Here is a 17,948-nt window from a genome sequence, read left to right on the forward strand (position 1 = left end):
TGAAATTGTTTTTTAATCAACCATGAACTCCAGTCAAACACAACCATCATCACGTCTTCGCGTTCTCATCGTCGGCGGTGTCGCGGCGGGTGCCTCCGCGGCGGCCCGCGCGCGCCGTCTTTCCGAGGGCGCGCACATTACCATCATCGAGCGCGGTCCCGATGTTTCCTTTGCCAACTGCGGCCTGCCATACCACATCGGCGGCGAAATCGCAGATCGCTCGCGGCTCGCCCTTCACACGCCCGAAAGCCTCGCGGAGCTTCTTAATGTGGAGGTGCGCACCAGGACGGAGGCCGTCGCCATCGACGCCCGGGGCAGGACGCTTGCCTTGCGCAATCTCGATACGGGCGCGGAGGAGACGCTTTCCTATGACAAGCTGGTGCTGGCGCCCGGCGCCGCCCCGTTGCGTCCTCCGCTGCCCGGCATAGATCTTCCGGCAATCCATACGCTGCGTTCCTTGCAGGACATGGACCGCATCAAGGCGGCGGCGGCCTCCGCCCGGTCGGTCCTGATTGTGGGGGGCGGTTTTATCGGACTGGAAATGGCGGAGCAGTTGCGCCACCTCGAAAAACAGGTGACGCTCGTCGAGACCAACGATCAGGTGCTCCCCCAGGTCGATGCCGAAATCGCCGGGCCGATCGCCTCCACGCTTCGCGCGCATGATGTCGAGCTGGTTCTTGGCGATGCCGCCGAGTCGTTTGCACCGGGGAAACCACCGGCGGGCGACGCGGTTGTCACGCGGCTGAAATCGGGCCGGGAAATCACGGCGGACATGGTGATCCTTTCAATCGGGGTGAAACCCGAAAACGCCCTTGCTTCCGCGGCCGGTCTCGAGCTCGGGGCGCGCGGGGCGATAAAGGTCAACCAGTGGATGCAAACCAGCGATTCGGACATCTATGCGGCGGGCGACGTGGTCGAGGGCGCGGATCGCATTTTTGGCGGTGCGATGCACCTCGCGCTCGGCGGGCCCGCGAATCGCCAGGGGCGGGTCATTGCCGACCATATTTTCCTCGGGCCTGAGAAGGCGCATCCTTATCCCGGGCACATCGGAACCGCCATTGTGCGCGTTTTTGACATGGCCGCCGGGGTCACTGGCTGGACGGAAAAACGTCTGCGCCAGGCGGGCACGGCCTTTGAGTCCACGATTGTCACGGATCATCAACACGCCGGCTACTATCCCGGCGCCACGCCGCTCACGATCAAGCTCCTCTGGTCGCCGTCGGACGGGCGGCTTCTCGGCGCGCAGGCATTCGGCGCAGATGGCGTGGACAAACGCCTTGATGTTCTCGCCACGGCCCTGGCCGGGCGCATGTCCATCGATGAGCTCGCCCAGTTGGAGCTGGCCTACGCGCCGCCCTTTGGCAGCGCCCGCGATGTTGTGAACACGGCCGCGTTCACCGCGCAAAACCAGCGCGACGGCCTTGTCAAAATTGTCCCGAAAATCACCGCCGACCGGCATTTGATCGACGTGCGGCCGCAAGCCGTCGCATCAATCGATCCGCTGCCCGACTCGACCAACATCCCTTTTTCGGACCTGCGCTCCCGCCTCGGCGAATTGGATGCGGGGAAAAAATACGCCGTCACTTGCAGCTTGGGAAAAACCAGCTACTTCGCCGCGCGAATCCTCATGCAGCACGGTTTTGACGTGGTCAGCGTGGCCGGCGGCCTGAAGATGTCCCGGCCCGTCGAGTCCGAAAAAACGCAGCCGCAACCCGCAACCGCCGCGCCGGTTTCGAAAGACGAATTGTTTCCCGAGGACGCGCGGATTGTCGAATCGCTGGATTGCACGGGCATGAGTTGTCCCGGCCCGTTGCTGCAACTCAAGTCCCGGATGGAAACGCTCGCCTCCGGCGCGGAGTTGCATGTGACGGCCTCCGATCCGGGATTCGCGCACGATGTCCGCGCGTTTTGCCGTTCCGCCAATCACGAGCTGCTCGGGGTGAGCAGCGGGAAGGGCGTCATTTCCGCGCGCATTCGCAAAACCGCCGGCGCCTCCATTTCCGCGCCCGCGACATCCTCGCCACAGGCGACCGCGCGCCGCAAGGGAGCCACGGTCGTTGTGTTTTCCGGGGAAATGGACAAAGTCATGGCCTCGCTGGTCATCGCAAACGGCGCCGCGGCGCTCGGCGGCAAAGTCACGATGTTTTTCACCTTCTGGGGGTTGAACGCATTGCGTCGCGAACGCCCCGTGCAAGTCCCGGGGAAAAAGTCGCTGCTCGACCGGATGTTTTCGTGGATGCTGCCGAGAGGCCTGTCGCGACTGCCCCTGTCCAAAATGAACTTCGGCGGCGCGGGCCGGGCCATGATGAAACACCAGATGGCCGGCAAAAACCTGCCAAATCTCGCCGGTTTGCTGGGCTCGGCCAAAATGTCGGGCGTGCGATTTGTGGCCTGCACCATGTCGATGGAGGCGATGGGAATACAACCCGAGGAGTTGATTGACGGAGTCGAGTTTGGCGGAGTCGCCGACTATCTCGATTCCGCCGAACTCTCCGGCACCAACCTCTTCGCGTAAAAGCAAGCAGCCGTGTGGGGGCGCACCTCGCGTGCGCCCTGGTGCGCGAAAGACGGGGCGCGCATGTATGCACAAAACGGGCGAACACAAGGGCGCACGCAAAGTGCGCCCCCACGATTCAGCTCGGATTGCCATCACTCACCGAGCACGAACGGCTGATAATTATCACGATTAATCACAGTATAGTTGGCGTTGGGATAATTGGTTGAAAAGGCGCCGGGTATTTTCGTGCGAGCGTCGCCCCATTTGAATTCGTAAGCGCGCAGGACGGACGCAGGCACGGCGGCTGTTGAACCGGCTCCACCGAGCTCTTCAATCAGGTCGATTTCCTGCCCGTCGTAGGTGCGCCAAAAGTAGTGCGCTTTGTTTTGGAAGAGATAGGCGTTTTGTTTGCGCCGTTCGGAAATGAGGTAGCTTTCCCAAAGCTGCCCGACGTCGTTGCGAAGAGCGAGCGGGCTCAGATTGCCGATGATCGCGTTGCGGATGCCGTTATCATAAAAATACCACTTCGACGTCTTGCGGATTTCCTTGCGCAAGTTGCGCGAAAAGGCGCCGAGGCGGTAAATGACAAAAACCTGGGTGAGCAAATCGAGATATTTTTCGACGGTGTTTCGGCTTAGGCCGAGTTGCGTGCCGAGTTCGTCGTAGGAGACTTCAGCACCGGTTTGAAAGGCGACAAGGCGCAGGAGATCACGCATTTTCGATGCGTTTTTGATGCCGTCGATTGAGAGAATGTCTTTTAGCAAATAAGCGTTAACGATATCGGCCAGATAGGCTTTTTTTTCGCCGGCGTCCGTCATGCCAACGATTTCGGGATAGGAGCCATGGACAAGGCGGTCTTCGAGGTGCTGGCGTGTTTCGAGGGTGTTTTCGGCGGGCGAGAGCTCGGCCTGGCTGAAAGGGAACAAGTGGAACGCGGTGCTGCGCCCGACGAGAGGCTCGCCCGCATGGTGCAGAAGGTCGAAGGATGAGGAGCCGCTTGCGATGACTTTGACGCCTTTGATTTCGTCGAGGATGAGTTTTAGTTTTTGCCCAATGCCGGGAATGCTTTGGGCCTCGTCGATGACGAGCAAATCGATGCCGCTGAGGAGCCGAGCGTAATTGGCGGCGGTGCGTTGTTCAAGCAAGGCGTGGGTGTCGAGGTCGTCTCCATTGAGGGAGAGCGTTTTGCCGTCAAAGTTTTCGAGGATGCTCCGAAGCAAGACCGTTTTTCCAACGCGGCGCGCGCCAAACAGCAACGCGGCTTTGTTCGGACGCAGGCTTTTGCGGATTTTATCCTCAAGGAGACGTGGTATGATTTGCATTGCTGCGCAAGATTGGGAGTTTGGAGCTTTGAAGGATTTACTAGTAAATTTTTCAATGCAATGAAGAAATTAGCATTAAATCTTTCATTTAATTGACAAAAACGCTGATTTTGAGCGATCAGACAAAACGGTGCGGGCGCCAGATTCATGAGTGAGGCGTTTACGCAGTCTGATTAAACCGTGTCTTCCGCGTTGAATCCATATCTCAAATTTTGCGGCGCTCATTTTTCCCTATCGACAAACACCGGTCATGCGTGTTTTAGGAACCCCTTCCCTTCTTTCCACACCATGCTCATCCATCACGGCTCCTCCGCTCTCTCCGAATTTCGCCTCGCCAAACTCCGGCAGGACCTGGCCGACGCCGGCGTGCCGGTCGCCCGCATCTCCGCGCAATTCATCCACATCGCCGAACTTGCCGACCCCGCCGCAAAATCCCTCTCCGCCGACGAGCAAGCCGTTTTCGAAAAAATCCTCACCTACGGACCCGCGGACTCCGGCAGTTCCGCAACCCGCAATCCCCAATCCGCACACTACATCGTCACCCCGCGCCCCGGCACCATTTCGCCGTGGTCCTCCAAGGCCACCGGCATCGCGCATATTTGCGGACTCGCCGCTATCAAGCGCATCGAACGCGTCATCGCCTACACCTTCGAATTCGCACCCGGCACGCCGGACACATTCCGCATTCCGCAATCCGCGTTCCGCATTTTCTCGGATCGCATGACGCAGGCCGTCTTTGAAAAACTCGACGACCTCACCGCGCTTTTCTCGCACGAAGCCCCCCGTCCGCTCACGACCATTCCCGTCCTCGCGCAAGGCCGCGCCGCGCTCGTCGAGGCCAACCAAACCCTCGGCCTCGCGCTCGCCGAGGACGAAATCGACTACCTCGTCAACGCCTTCACCGGCCTCAAGCGCGACCCCAACGACATTGAGCTCATGATGTTTGCGCAGGCCAACTCCGAGCACTGCCGCCACAAAATTTTCAACGCCACCTGGGACATCGACGGCCAGCCGCAGGACCGCTCGCTGTTCCAGATGATCAAGAACACCTACCAGCTCCACAGCGACGGCATCCTCTCCGCCTACAAGGACAACTCCGCCGTCATCGAGGGCACCCGCGCCGCCCGTTTCTTCCGCGACCCCGCCACCGGCGAATACATCACGCGCGAGGAGGACATCCACATCATGTGCAAGGCCGAGACGCACAACCACCCCACGGCCATCTCGCCGTTCCCCGGCGCGTCGACCGCCGCCGGCGGCGAAATCCGCGATGAAGGCGCCACGGGCCGCGGCGCCCGCCCCAAGGCCGGACTCACCGGCATCAGTGTGTCCAATCTTCAAATACCCGGCGCGCTCCAGCCCTGGGAAAAGGACAACGGCAAACCCGGCCGCATCGTCAGCGCGCTCGACGTCACAATCGACGGCCCGCTCGGCGCCGCCGCGTTCAACAACGAATTCGGACGCCCAAGCATCAACGGCTACTTCCGCACCTTCGAGCAAGCCGTCCCCGCCGCCAAACCCGCCTCTCCTGACTCCTCTCTCCTGACTCCTGACTCCTCCACCGCAGCGGAGCTGCGGGGTTATCACAAACCCATCATGCTCGGCGGCGGCCTCGGCAACATCCGTCCGGCGCACATCAAGAAAGGCGTGATCAACCCCGGCGACCACATCGTCGTCATCGGCGGCCCCGCGATGCTCATCGGTCTCGGCGGCGGCGCGGCCAGCTCGATGGCCGGCGGAAGCGGCAGCGACGACCTCGATTTTGCCAGCGTCCAGCGCGACAACGCCGAAATGCAATGCCGCTGCCAGGAAGTCATCGACCACTGCTGGGCGCTCGGCGACGACAACCCGATCGCCTTCATCCACGACGTCGGCGCGGGCGGCGTGAGCAACGCCATCCCCGAGCTCGTCAACGACGGCGGCCGCGGCGGCCGCGTCAACCTGCGCGCCCTCCCCAACGACGAGCCGGGCATGTCGCCCCTCGAAATCTGGTGCAACGAATCGCAGGAACGCTACGTGCTCGCCATCCCCGCCGCGCGCATCGAAACCTTCAAGGCCCTCTGCGCCCGCGAACGCTGCCCCTACGCCATCGTCGGCGCCGTCACCGAGGAAAAACAACTCGTCATCGAGGACCCGCACTTCAAAAACACACCCATCGACCTGCCCCTCGAAGTCCTCCTCGGCAAACCCCCGCGCATGCACCGCAGCGAAAAAACGCTCGTCCGCCCGCAGCGCCCGCTCGACCTCGGCGGCACCACGCTCGCCGAAGCCGCGCGCCGCATCCTCGCGCACCCCGCCGTCGCCGACAAAACCTTCCTCATCACCATCGGCGACCGCAGCGTCACCGGCCTCATCTCTCGCGACCAGTTGGTCGGCCCCTGGCAGGTGCCCGTCGCCGATTGCGGCGTGACCGCCACCGCGTTCGACACCTTCGCCGGCGAAGCCATGGCCATGGGCGAGCGCACACCCGTCGCCGTCAACAACGCCCCCGCCTCCGCGCGCCTCGCCGTCGGCGAAGCGCTCACCAACCTCGCCGCCGCCAGCATCCCCGACCTCGGCCGCGTCAACCTCTCCGCAAACTGGATGGCCGCGCCCGCGCATTCCGGCGACGCCGCCGACCTCTACGCCGCCGTGCGCGCCGTTGGCATGGAACTCTGCCCCGCGCTCGGCATCACCATCCCCGTCGGCAAGGACTCCCTGAGCATGGCCACCGCGTGGACGGAAAAAGACGCCGCCACCGGCAAGGAAACACGCAAGAGCGTCATCTCCCCCATCTCGCTCATCGTCTCCGCCTTCGCGCCCGTTGCCGACATCCGCAAAACACTCACCCCGCAACTCGCCACCACCGGGGAAGCCGGCGACGACACCACGCTCCTGCTCATCGACCTCGGTCGCGGCAAAAACCGCCTCGGCGGCAGCATCCTCGCGCAAACCCTCTCGCAAATGGGCGAGTCCACGCCCGACGTGGACAACCCCGCCGACCTGAAAAATTTCTGGAACGCGATCCAGCAACTCAACGCGCAGGACAAAATCCTCGCCTACCACGACCGCAGCGACGGCGGCCTCTTCGCCACCGTCACCGAAATGGCCTTTGCCGGAAACACCGGCGTGGACCTCGCGATCCCCGGCGGCGCGACAACGCCATCCGACCTCTTCGCGCAATATTTCTCCGAGGAACTCGGCGCCGTCATCCAAATTCGCACCGCGGATTTCGACGACGTCCACAGCGTCCTCCTCGAGCACGGACTCGAAGACTGCACCCGCGCGATCGGACGGCCCAACAACGACAAAACGCTCCGCATCCTCGACGATGTTGGCGGCAAGGAAATCTACGCGGAAAAAATCCACGCCCTCCGCGCCATCTGGAGCGACACCACCCGCCAGATCTCCGCCCTCCGCGACAACCCCGCCTGCGCCGAGTCCGAATACCAACTCAAACTCGACCCCGCCAACCCCGGCATCACGCCGAAAGTCACATTTGATTACACGACCGTCAGCGCCACAAAAACCCGTCCCCGCATCGCCATCCTCCGCGAGCAAGGCGTGAACGGCCACGTCGAAACCGCCGCCGCCTTCACCCGCGCGGGCTTTTCGGCAATCGACGTCCACATGACCGACATCCTCAGCGGACGCGTCAGCCTGCGCGATTTCCGCGGCCTCGCGGCATGCGGCGGCTTCAGCTTTGGCGACGTGCTTGGCGCCGGCGAAGGCTGGGCCAAGAGCATCCTCTTCAACGCCCGCGCCCGCGATGAGTTCTCCGCCTTCTTCGCGCGCCCCGACACCTTTGCCTTTGGCGTGTGCAACGGCTGCCAGATGATGAGCAACCTCCACAGCATCATCCCCGGCGCGGAAAACTGGCCGCGTTTCGTGAAAAACAAATCCGAAAGCTACGAAGCGCGCCTCGTGTCCCTCCTCATTGAAAAATCCCCGAGCATCCTGCTCGCCGGCATGGAAGGCTCGGTCCTCCCGGTCGCCGTTTCGCACGGCGAAGGCTACGCCGAGTTCCCGAGCGCGGCCGCGGCCGACGCGTTCAGCGCAAGCGGCCTCGTCGCCGCGCGCTATGTGGACAACCACCACCGCGCGACGGAGCAATACCCGCTCAACCCGAACGGCAGCCCGCACGGCATCAACGCGCTCACGACGCGCGACGGCCGCGTCACCATTCTCATGCCGCACCCCGAGCGCGTGCACCGCACCGTGCAAATGAGCTGGCACCCGAAATCCTGGCTCAAGCACGACGACTCCCCCTGGATGCGCCTCTTCCGCAACGCCCGCGCCTGGGTGGATTGATTCGTGATCGCCCGGCTTAAATCGACCTGAACCGATTCAGGTCGATTTGAGCCGAACCGCAGCATGACAAGTCTCGCCCGCAAATGCTTCGGCGCGAGACATTATTGTTGACCATCCGGTTTCGATGGCGGTTGTTTTTGCGCTGTTTTTCCCCATGAACAATACACCCGAGCAATTGAAGACAAAGACTGGTCGTCCCCGTTTATCACCGCTGGCAATCCTGGCATGGGCCGTTGTGGCCGTGCTGCTGGGAATCTCGGCAAGCATCATCGCGCTGGCGCGAGGCGAGCCGATCAACGCCATTTGGATTGTGATCGCGTCGGTGTGCGTGTTCGCGCTGGCGTATCGTTTTCACTCGTCGTGGCTGATGGCAAAGGTGCTGACGCTCGACGACATGCGCGCCACGCCCGCGGTCGCGAAGAGCGACGGGCACGATTTTGTGCGCACGCACAAGTGGGTGGTGTTCGGTCACCACTTCGCGGCGATCGCCGGGCCCGGGCCGCTGGTGGGACCGGTGCTCGCGGCGCAATTCGGTTATCTGCCGGGACTGTTGTGGATTCTGGTCGGCGCGACGCTGGGCGGCGCGGTGCACGATTCGCTTATTTTGTTTTGCTCGATTCGGCGCGGCGGAAAATCGCTCGGGCAAATGGTGCGCGACGAGGTCGGCACGTTCGCGGGCGTGGTGGCGTTGATCAGCACGGTGGCGATTTTGATCATAATCATCGCGGTGCTTTCGCTCGTCGTGGTGAAGGCGCTCGCGGAAAGTCCGTGGGGTTTGTTCACGATTCTGGCGACGATTCCGATCGCGATGGTCATGGGCGTGGGACTGAAATCCGGCAAGGTGCACGTGGGCGCGGTGAGCGTGTTCGGCGTGGTGATGCTGATCCTGTCGGTGTTTGCCGGAAAATGGATTCAGGGCACAGCACTCGAGGGCTGGCTGACGCTTGGCGGCGTGCCGCTGGCATGGGGAATCATGGGTTACGGTTTGCTGGCGAGCGTGCTGCCGGTGTGGTTGCTGCTGGCGCCGCGCGATTACCTGAGCACGTTCATGAAAATCGGCGCGGTGGCGATGCTGGGCGTGGCGATTGTGTTTCTCGCGCCGACGCTGCACATGCCCGCGCTGACCAAGTTCACCGACGGCACGGGGCCGGTGTTCGCGGGCAAGGTGTTTCCGTTTTGTTTTATCACGATCGCGTGCGCGGCGATCTCGGGTTTTCACGCGCTGATCTCGTCGGGCACGACGCCCAAGCTGCTCGCGCGCGAAAGGGACATCCGCGTGGTGGGCTACGGCGCGATGATCACCGAAATGCTCGTCGGCGTGATGGCGCTGGTCGCGGCGTGCGCGATGCAGCCGGGCGAATATTTCTCAATTAACATGACCGGCACCGCCGCCGAGGTGACGTCCAAGGTGACCGAGCTCGGCTTCCCCGTGAGCGAGGAGCAGATGGCGAAACTCGCGTCGGATGTCGGCGAAAAAACAATGATCGGACGCGCGGGCGGCGCGCCGACGTTTGCCGTGGGCATGGCGCGGATTTTCTCGAACGTGTTCAAGGATCCCACGGCGATGTCGCTGTGGTATCACTTCGCGATCATGTTCGAGGCGCTGTTCATATTAACGACGATCGACGCGGGCACGCGGGTGGGGCGGTTTCTTGTGCAGGACTTGCTCGGCTCGGTGTGGAAGCCGCTCGGCAACACAAAATCCTCCGCGGCGAACTGGGCCGCGAGCGTGTTGTTCGTGGCGGCGTGGGGATGGTTTTTGTATCAGGGCGTGGTCGATCCGCACGGCGGCATCAATTCGCTCTGGCCGATCTTTGGCGTGGCCAATCAGTTGCTCGCCGTGATCTCGCTTTCGCTCGGCGCGACGGTGCTCATCAAGATGGGGCGTGCGCGTTACGTGTGGGTGGCGTTCCTGCCGCTGGCGTGGTTGTTGTCGGTGACGATGACGGCGGGCTGGCAAAAGATTTTCGCCGCCGATCCGCGCCTCGGGTTCCTGAGCGCGGCGCGCGGGTTGAATGAAAAAATCGCCGCGGGCCTCGGTTCGCCCGAGCAAGTCGCGGTTTGGAAGCATCTCGTTTTTAACAACTACGTGAACACGGGCGTGACGGCGATTTTCATGGTGCTCGTGCTGCTCATCGTCGGCGCCAGCGCGCGCTGCTGGTGGCTCATGCTGGTGAAGGGGCAAAAGCTGCCGCTGCATGAGGACTCGCGCGTCGAGGTGGCGGCGGAAGGGTGAGACGCTTTCGCCGGAGTGTTTGTTTGCGCATGAGACGCTGATTGCGAAAGAGCGTCTCATGACAAAACGAATTGCGCGGACGCCTTGGCAAGCGGCTTGAAATTCGGCGGGACGAAGACTCAGGGAGTGTTTTTCAAAAAAAACGTGCAGCCGGTGCGCCAACCGCTATGTTGCCGACATCATGGCAAATAGCAACGGACGCATTCTTGTCACCGGCGGCGCCGGATTTATCGGCAGCGCGCTCATCTGGGCGCTCAACAAACGCGGCTTCACCGACATCGTCGTCACCGACATTCTCGGCCAGGAGGAGAAGTGGAGGAACCTCGTTCCGTTGAAATTCAGCGACTATATTGAGGCGGATGTATTCAGAAAAAAGATACACGAGACGCCGTCCGTGCTTGGGAAATTCGCCACCGTGTTTCACCTCGGCGCGTGCTCGGCCACGACCGAGAAAAACGCATCCTACCTCGTGGACAACAATTACGAGACGACCAAGGAGCTCGCCGGCTGGGCGCTGGCGCAGCAAGCGCGCTTCATCTACGCGTCGTCCGCGGCCACCTACGGCGACGGCGCGCGGGGCATGGATGACAAAAATGACAACATTTCCGAACTGCGCCCGCTCAACATGTATGGTTATTCGAAACACATGTTCGATCTCTACGCGCAACGGCACGGTCTGCTCGATCGCATCGTGGGCGTGAAGTATTTTAATGTTTTTGGCCCCAACGAAGACCATAAGGGCGAGATGCGCAGCCTTGTGAACAAGGCCTACCAGCAAATCCTCTCGACCGGCCGGGTGCAGCTTTTCAAGAGCCACAAACCCGAATACAAGGACGGCGAGCAGATGCGCGATTTCCTCTATGTGAAAGACGCCGTCGAAATGACGATTCACTTCGCCGAAACCGCGACCGGCGGCGGCGGTCTTTACAACCTCGGCTCCGGCGAGGCAAACACATGGCTCACGCTTACGAATGCGATTTTCTCCGCGCTCGGAAAGAATCCCAAGATTGACTTTATCGACATGCCGGAAGTCCTGCGCGGCAAATACCAGTATTACACCTGCGCCGACATTTCGAAACTGCGCGCCAGCGGTTACGAAAAACCGCTCACACCGCTTTCAGAGAGCGTGCGCGACTACGTGCAAAACTACCTGGTGACCGGCAAAAAGCTGGGAGAGTGAAGATCCTCGGGGTAAGCAGCGAGGCATTGTAAGGGCGGGCTCCGGCCTGTCTGTGCGCAATCGGAGTCCGTTCGTTTTTCAAACCGGACGACACAGAGGTCGTCCCTCCATCACAAAACATGCTTCGAGATATTGAACTTGTTTTAAATAAAAAAAGGGGCGTCGTTTGCGACGCCCCTGCCCTTGCGCATGAAACTTGCGCCTTAGATAAAGTGGAGGACGATATAGATGATACCGGTGATGATCGCCGCGATGCCGAGCTTGCCTTGGTAAGGAGCGACTTTTGCCAGCATTTCCTGACCCTTTGCCTGGGCCTCAGGACTCTTGGAAATCGCGTGTTTGGCGACCAAGTTGTATCCCATGATAAAACCAAGACCGATTTCAACGATGGATATGGCAAGGAAAATAACCCATGTTATAATCCCCCAAGTGCCGCTGCTAAGCAGACTTAGCGAACGAATTACGCGGTAAAGCGTCCAAATGCCCCAAATGAGGGCGACAACGCCGATCCAGCCCATGTAGGGGGCGACTTTGTCAAAGAGTTCCTTGGCGTTTGGCTTTTTGGCCAACACGAGCGAAGGGATTGCCAGCAGGCCAAGTATGATAATTACGATTCCGTATAGCATGATTTTGTTGTAGTGTAGTTTGCGTTGAGGGTTGTGGAAAACGATTGATGACTTATTGAAACGCAAATGCAGTTTCATCTGCCGGATCACTCGCACTTCTGAGAAGAAGATGGTCAAAAATGTGTTAAACCATTTACACTAAGCCAACCCAAAATTCATGGAAACGGCGGCAATATTTCCACATCCGCCAGTGGCAAATGGAAGGGTTTTTAATAATTTTGGAGATGTTTGTCTCTCGGATATTGACCCAACGGGCATAAAAAAAACCGCCTGTTCCCAGGCGGTTTTGATTCAAAATGCTGTTGTGTGTTATTCGACTGACACGACCTTGGTCTTGGCCCACTCGTCACCGAGGCGCAGGCCGGTTTCCTTGTTCTTGATAAGAACGCAGTAGAGCTCAACCAAGCCGAAGAACGGGATGAGCAACACAACCTGACGGATGGCGCAAGGGCCCCATTGACCGGCCATCGACTGACCGTCTGCCGTAACACATTTGATTTTCATCAGTTTACGACCCACGCTCTGGCCGCCGAGAAACGGAAGCGCGTCCTTCGTGAAAAAGTAAATCAGACCGACGATCGGTATGCAGATAATAACGCCATCGATAATGTAAGCTATGAGTCGGTTAACAAATGTTGCAGGTTTCATATAGTAGGTGTGGTGGATAAAGTCCGCATATAAATGCAACATGACCCTTTGATGGCAAGGATGTTTATTTGCGTTTAGAAACAATTGCCCGGCAACGCCGCATGTTAACAGTCCCTGAATCGCCTTAAAAAGGCATCACGCACGGAGCCCGCGAAATCAATTTTTACCGTCAACTGTGCGTCTGGTTGCGGATGCGCGCCGCCGCAGGGATAACCTTTGAGAAACGCTTGGCCCAAACTCCTCCTTTCCCATGAAAACACAAACCCGCATCGCACTCGCATGTTTGCTGATGGCATCCGCGCTCGCCGCCCAGACTCCTTCGCAAACCGCCACTGTCATCATTCGCGCTGACCAGCCCGGCCCGGTTATCAATCGCAACATCTACGGACACTTCGCCGAGCACTTGGGACGTTGCATTTATGAGGGCATTTGGGTCGGCGAGGATTCTTCCATCCCAAACACGCGCGGCATTCGCAACGACGTCGCCGCCGCACTGCGCGAACTCAACATCCCGGTGCTGCGCTGGCCGGGCGGCTGTTTTGCCGACGAATATCATTGGAAGGACGGCATAGGCCCGCGCGAGAAACGCCCCGCGATGATCAACACGCACTGGGGCGGAGTCGTGGAAAACAACCACTTCGGCACGCACGAATTCATGGACCTGTGCGAGCAAATCGGCGCCGATCCCTATGTGTGCGGCAATGTCGGCAGCGGCACCGTGCAGGAAATGATGGAGTGGGTCGAATACATGACTTCCGACGCCGATTCACCAATGGCAAACCTCCGTCGCGCCAACGGCCGCGACAAACCGTGGAAACTCCCCTACTTCGGCGTGGGCAACGAAAGCTGGGGTTGCGGCGGCAACATGACGCCGGAGTTTTATGCCGACCAATACAAACGCTACAACACATTCGTCAAAAACTACCCCGGCAGTAAAATCTATCGCATCGCCTGCGGCGCGAACGGCGGCGATTTCAACTGGACGGAAGTGCTCATGAAAAACGCAAGCCGCCGCATGAACGGCCTCTCGCTGCACTACTACACGCTCCCCACCGGCAATTGGAAAACGAAAGGCTCCGCCACCGATTTCGACGAGGCCGGCTACATCGCCACGCTCGTCAACACGCTCAAAATGGACAGTCTCATAGCGAAGCACGCCGCGATCATGGACAAATATGATCCGCAAAAACGCATCGGCATGATCATCGACGAATGGGGCATCTGGACGGATGTCGAGCCGGGCACCGAGCCGGGTTTCCTTTACCAGCAAAACTCGATGCGCGACGCGATCATCGCCGCGCTCAACTTCAACATTTTCCACGCCTACGCGGACCGCGTTGCGATGACGAACATCGCTCAAACGATCAACGTGCTCCAGGCCATGATTCTCACGGACAAGGGAAAAATGGTCCTCACGCCGACCTACCACGTATTCAATATGTATAAAGCGCACCAAGGAGCGGCCTCGCTGCCCCTCGCGCTTTCGACTCCGAATTATGAGCACGGAGGCAAAACAATCCCCGCGGTCAGCGCCACCGCCTCGCGCGCCAAAGACGGCAAAATCCACATCAGCCTCGTGAACACAAATCCGAGCGCCCCCGCAACCGTGCGCTGTGAAATCGCAGGCCTCGAAAAACAGCCTAAAGTTATATCGGGGCAATTGCTGACCGCGCCTGCCATCAATAGCGTGAACACCTTCGACTCGCCGCGAGTTGTGGAGCCGAAGGCGTTTTCCGATTCGAAAATCGCGGACGGAACATTGACAATCACCCTGCCCGCAAAAGCCATCGTGACGCTGGTTGTGGAGTAAAGGCCGATTTTTACCAAAGACTGCTCAATGCCCCGCGACAACAGCTTTGTCGCGGGGTGTTTTTTGTAAAAATCATGTCGAATGCATTTTTTTTAAAAAAAAGGTATTGACGAAACGCACACGAGGGCTTTCTTCTTAATCAAGATTTTTCATTTCTCCCGCATAGCGGGAGTTTTGGGGTAACTAAGAAAGCAAATGGCCGGTCGCTTAGGGGTAGGCGACCGGCCAACTTTTTTTCAAGTTTTGTTTCCCTCGGGAAAAATCACGAGCGCGCTTCGTGCTCAAAACCAAATGCGCAAAAGTCGTTTACTGGCACTTCATTGCGCTTATTTTTATCCCGCTCGCGAATGGGATTTTTTACCTTTTAGGTGTCGCCAATGGTAGGGCGAACCGTCCCGGTGAGCCGCAACATCCCCGGCTCACCGGGACGGTTCGCCCTACCAAAAGGCGTTTCATAAACCGAAACAGCTCTAAAGGCCAAAATGGCGCACAAACGCTATCACACCTCGATGAGGTCTTTTTCAGTGCGGAGGTTTTTGATGATGAACTCCTGGCGTTCGGGAGTGTTTTTGCCCATGAAAAAGCTCAAAAGCTGATCGCTGTTGTGGACGTGCTCGAGCGTGACTTTTTCGAGGCGGATGTCCTCGCCAATGAAATCCTTGAACTCGCCGGCTGAGATTTCACCGAGGCCTTTGAAGCGTGTGGTTTCGGCGGTCTGGCCGAGTTTTTTCAGGGCGCTTTGTTTTTCGGCTTCGTTGTAACAGTAAATGGTTTCCTTTTTGTTGCGCACGCGGAAGAGCGGAGTTTCGAGGAAGAAGACGTGGCCGTTGGTGATCAACTCCGGGAAAAATTGGAGGAAAAAGCTGAGGATGAGCAGGCGGATGTGCATGCCGTCCACGTCGGCGTCGGTCGCGACGATGATTTTGTTGTAGCGGAGGCTGTCGAGGCCGTCCTCGATATTGAGGGCGCTTTGGAGGAGGTGAAACTCCTCGTTTTCGTAGATGATCTTTTTGGTGAGGCCGTAGGTGTTGAGGGGTTTGCCGCGGAGGGCGAAGACTGCCTGCGTCTGCACGTTGCGGCAGGAGGTGAGGGAGCCGGCGGCGGAATCGCCCTCGACGATAAAGAGGGAGCTGTCCTCGGCGCGCTTGTCTTTGCTGTCGAGGTGCACGCGGCAGTCGCGGAGTTTTTTGTTGTGAAGGGAGGCCTTTTTGGCGCGCTCGCGGGCGATGTTGCGGATGCCGGCGAGTTCCTTGCGCTCGCGTTCGCTGTCCTCGATTTTGCGCTTGATGGCGTCGGCCGCCTCGGGGTTGCGGTGCAGGTAGTTGTCGAGGTGTTGCTGGAGAAAACTGGTGACAAAATTCCGGATGGTGGGGGCGTTTTTCTCGGGGGAGGTGGTGACCGATCCGAGCTTGGTTTTGGTTTGCGACTCGAAGATGGGTTCCATCACGCGAACAGAAACGGCGGCGACGATGGACTGGCGAATGTCGGCGGCCTCGTAGTCCTTCTTGAAGAAGTTGCGGACAGTGGTGACGACGCCCTCCTTGAAGGCGGTGAGGTGCGTGCCGCCCATGGTAGTTTGCTGGCCGTTGACAAAGGAGTAGTATTCCTCGCCGTAGTGGGCGCCGTGGGTCATGGCGATTTCAATGTCCTCGCCTTCGAGGTGAATCATGGGGTAAAGCGGCTCGCCGGTGAGCTTTTTGGCAAGCAAGTCCTTGAGGCCGTTTTCGGAGCGGAAATTTTTACCGTTGAAGCTGAGGGTAAGGCCGCGGTTGAGGTAGGCGTAGTTCCAGAGCATTTCCTCTATGAACTCGGAGCGGAAGCGGAAGTCCTTACCGAAAAGAGCCTCGTCGGGCGTGAACTCGACAAGCGTGCCGTTGCGTTCGCCAGGCGGGGTGTTGACGACCTTGCCGTCCTTTTTGAGTTTGCCCTGGTAGAATTCGACGAGGCGCGACTTGCCGTCGCGGATGGCCTGGGCGCGGTATTCGAGGGAGAGGGCGTTGACGGCTTTTTGGCCGACACCGTTGAGGCCGATGGCCTTCTTGAAGGTTTCGGAGTCGTATTTCGCGCCGGTGTTGATAATGGAGACGCACTCGACGAGTTTGCCGAGGGGAATGCCGCGTCCGTAATCGCGCACGTAGATGGAACGGTCGGCGAGGTGAATTTCGACGCGCTTGCCGAAGCCCATCGTGAATTCGTCGATGGCGTTGTCGATGGTTTCCTTGATGAGCACGTAGATGCCGTCGTCGGGATGGGAGCCGTTGCCGAGGCGCCCGATATACATGCCGGGGCGCAGGCGGATGTGCTCGAGGGCGGAGAGTGTCTTGATGGATTTTTCGTCGTAAGTGGCGGACATGTGCGAAAAAGAGAAGAAGTGTGAGTGGTGAAGTGTGAAAAATAGCGCGTTTGGCGTCGGGCGGGTTGCCGCCCGGACGGAAAAACGAAAACAAATAATCGTTCGGCTGAGAGCCCGCGGGGCAAGATGTTTTGCACAAATCCACCAGAATTGCCCTTGCGATCTGCGGCACCGTGCCACCGTGCCACTGGTTTTCAGTTGCCATGGCGCGGCTTGGGCGTGATTTGTTCTGCGAACCCCGTTTTACCCTTGGACAATGAAAAACCAGCCACGAATACGCCGAGTCGCTTGAAGGAATTGGCGGCGACTGAGCGTCCACAGGAACGACTGCAACGGCTGGGAGCGGGGGCGTTGAGCGATGTGGAGTTGTTGGCGATGCTGTTGCGGAGCGGAACGCGCGGGCATGATGTGCTAACACTCGCCGGGGCGTTGTTGCGCGAGGCGGGATCACTGGGGGCGTTGATTGGCTGGAGGGAAAACGATTTCAAGAAACTGAAGGGAATCGGGCGCGTGAAGGCGTTGCAGTTGTTAACGGTAATGGAAGTGGCGCGACGGGTGCTGGCGCAGCAAAACGGCGCGGCTCCGGTATTCGACAAGGGTGATGGGGTGGCGGCATATATGAGGCCGTTTTGCGCGGGGGCGGAGGTGGAGAAGTTTTGGATTTTGTGTCTGAACCGAAAAAACCGGCTGCTAAAACTGGTGGAGCTTTCATCGGGGACGGCGACGCAGGCGCTAGCGGGAACGCGCGAGATTTTTCGCGAGGCGTTGCGCGAGGGCGCGGTGGGTATCATTTGCGTGCACAATCATCCGAGCGGCGACCCGATGCCGAGCGCGCAGGATATCCAGACGACGCGGCAGATTCGCGAGGGTGCGAGGGTGCTTGGCGTGGATTTGGTTGACCACGTAATCGTGGGCGAGGCGGCAAACGACCCTGCCGGCGCGGGATGGTATTCGTTCAAGATGGCGGGGCTGCTGTGACTGCGTGA

The 17,948-nt window shown here is 59.5% G+C and carries 10 protein-coding genes; 6 read left to right on the forward strand and 4 right to left on the reverse strand.

What is annotated here, in order from left to right:
- Positions 1-22: 22 nt before the first annotated feature.
- Positions 23-2,515: an FAD-dependent oxidoreductase gene (locus M2103_RS09805; RefSeq protein ID WP_277510297.1), complete on the forward strand. Its 2,493-nt coding sequence runs from the start codon at positions 23-25 to the stop codon at positions 2,513-2,515.
- Between the two features lie 134 nt (positions 2,516-2,649).
- On the opposite strand, the gene M2103_RS09810 is transcribed toward M2103_RS09805, so the two are convergent.
- Positions 2,650-3,819 carry an ATP-binding protein gene (locus tag M2103_RS09810; protein ID WP_277510298.1) on the reverse strand — a complete coding sequence of 390 codons (1,170 nt, stop codon included), beginning with the start codon at positions 3,817-3,819 and terminating at the stop codon, positions 2,650-2,652.
- A 288-nt stretch (positions 3,820-4,107) separates the two neighbouring features.
- On the opposite strand from M2103_RS09810, the gene purL reads away from it, so the two are divergent.
- From purL to rfaD, 3 genes are all read left to right on the forward strand, one after another.
- Entirely contained in the window at positions 4,108-8,109 is a 4,002-nt protein-coding gene (purL, locus tag M2103_RS09815; protein WP_277510299.1) for a phosphoribosylformylglycinamidine synthase, read from the forward strand.
- A 154-nt stretch (positions 8,110-8,263) separates the two neighbouring features.
- The gene (locus tag M2103_RS09820) at positions 8,264-10,345 is read left to right on the forward strand and encodes a carbon starvation CstA family protein (RefSeq protein WP_277510300.1); all 2,082 of its coding nucleotides are present in this window, start codon (positions 8,264-8,266) and stop codon (positions 10,343-10,345) included.
- Between the two features lie 181 nt (positions 10,346-10,526).
- Positions 10,527-11,525 carry an ADP-glyceromanno-heptose 6-epimerase gene (gene rfaD / locus M2103_RS09825; protein ID WP_277510301.1) on the forward strand — a complete coding sequence of 333 codons (999 nt, stop codon included), beginning with the start codon at positions 10,527-10,529 and terminating at the stop codon, positions 11,523-11,525.
- A 203-nt stretch (positions 11,526-11,728) separates the two neighbouring features.
- On the opposite strand, the gene M2103_RS09830 is transcribed toward rfaD, so the two are convergent.
- A complete protein-coding gene (locus M2103_RS09830) occupies positions 11,729-12,151 on the reverse strand; it encodes a hypothetical protein (protein ID WP_277510303.1) in 423 nt (140 codons plus the stop codon).
- A gap of 309 nt (positions 12,152-12,460) precedes the next feature.
- The gene (locus M2103_RS09835; protein ID WP_161554732.1) at positions 12,461-12,799 is read right to left on the reverse strand and encodes an RDD family protein; all 339 of its coding nucleotides are present in this window, start codon (positions 12,797-12,799) and stop codon (positions 12,461-12,463) included.
- Between the two features lie 250 nt (positions 12,800-13,049).
- Between M2103_RS09835 and M2103_RS09840 the strand changes: the two genes are divergently transcribed.
- Positions 13,050-14,609 carry an alpha-N-arabinofuranosidase gene (locus M2103_RS09840; RefSeq protein WP_277510304.1) on the forward strand — a complete coding sequence of 520 codons (1,560 nt, stop codon included), beginning with the start codon at positions 13,050-13,052 and terminating at the stop codon, positions 14,607-14,609.
- Positions 14,610-15,108: 499 nt separating this feature from the next.
- Here the strand turns inward: M2103_RS09840 and M2103_RS09845 are convergent, their stop codons facing one another.
- Positions 15,109-16,962 (reverse strand): DNA topoisomerase IV subunit B, encoded by a 1,854-nt coding sequence (locus M2103_RS09845; RefSeq protein WP_277510305.1) that lies wholly within the window; start codon positions 16,960-16,962, stop codon positions 15,109-15,111.
- Positions 16,963-17,211: 249 nt separating this feature from the next.
- Here M2103_RS09845 and radC point away from each other — a divergent pair, with 249 nt between their 5' ends.
- Entirely contained in the window at positions 17,212-17,940 is a 729-nt protein-coding gene (gene radC / locus M2103_RS09850; protein ID WP_277510306.1) for a DNA repair protein RadC, read from the forward strand.
- Positions 17,941-17,948: the final 8 nt, after the last annotated feature.

Source organism: Ereboglobus sp. PH5-5 (genome assembly GCF_029504805.1).
Lineage (GTDB): Bacteria > Verrucomicrobiota > Verrucomicrobiia > Opitutales > Opitutaceae > Ereboglobus.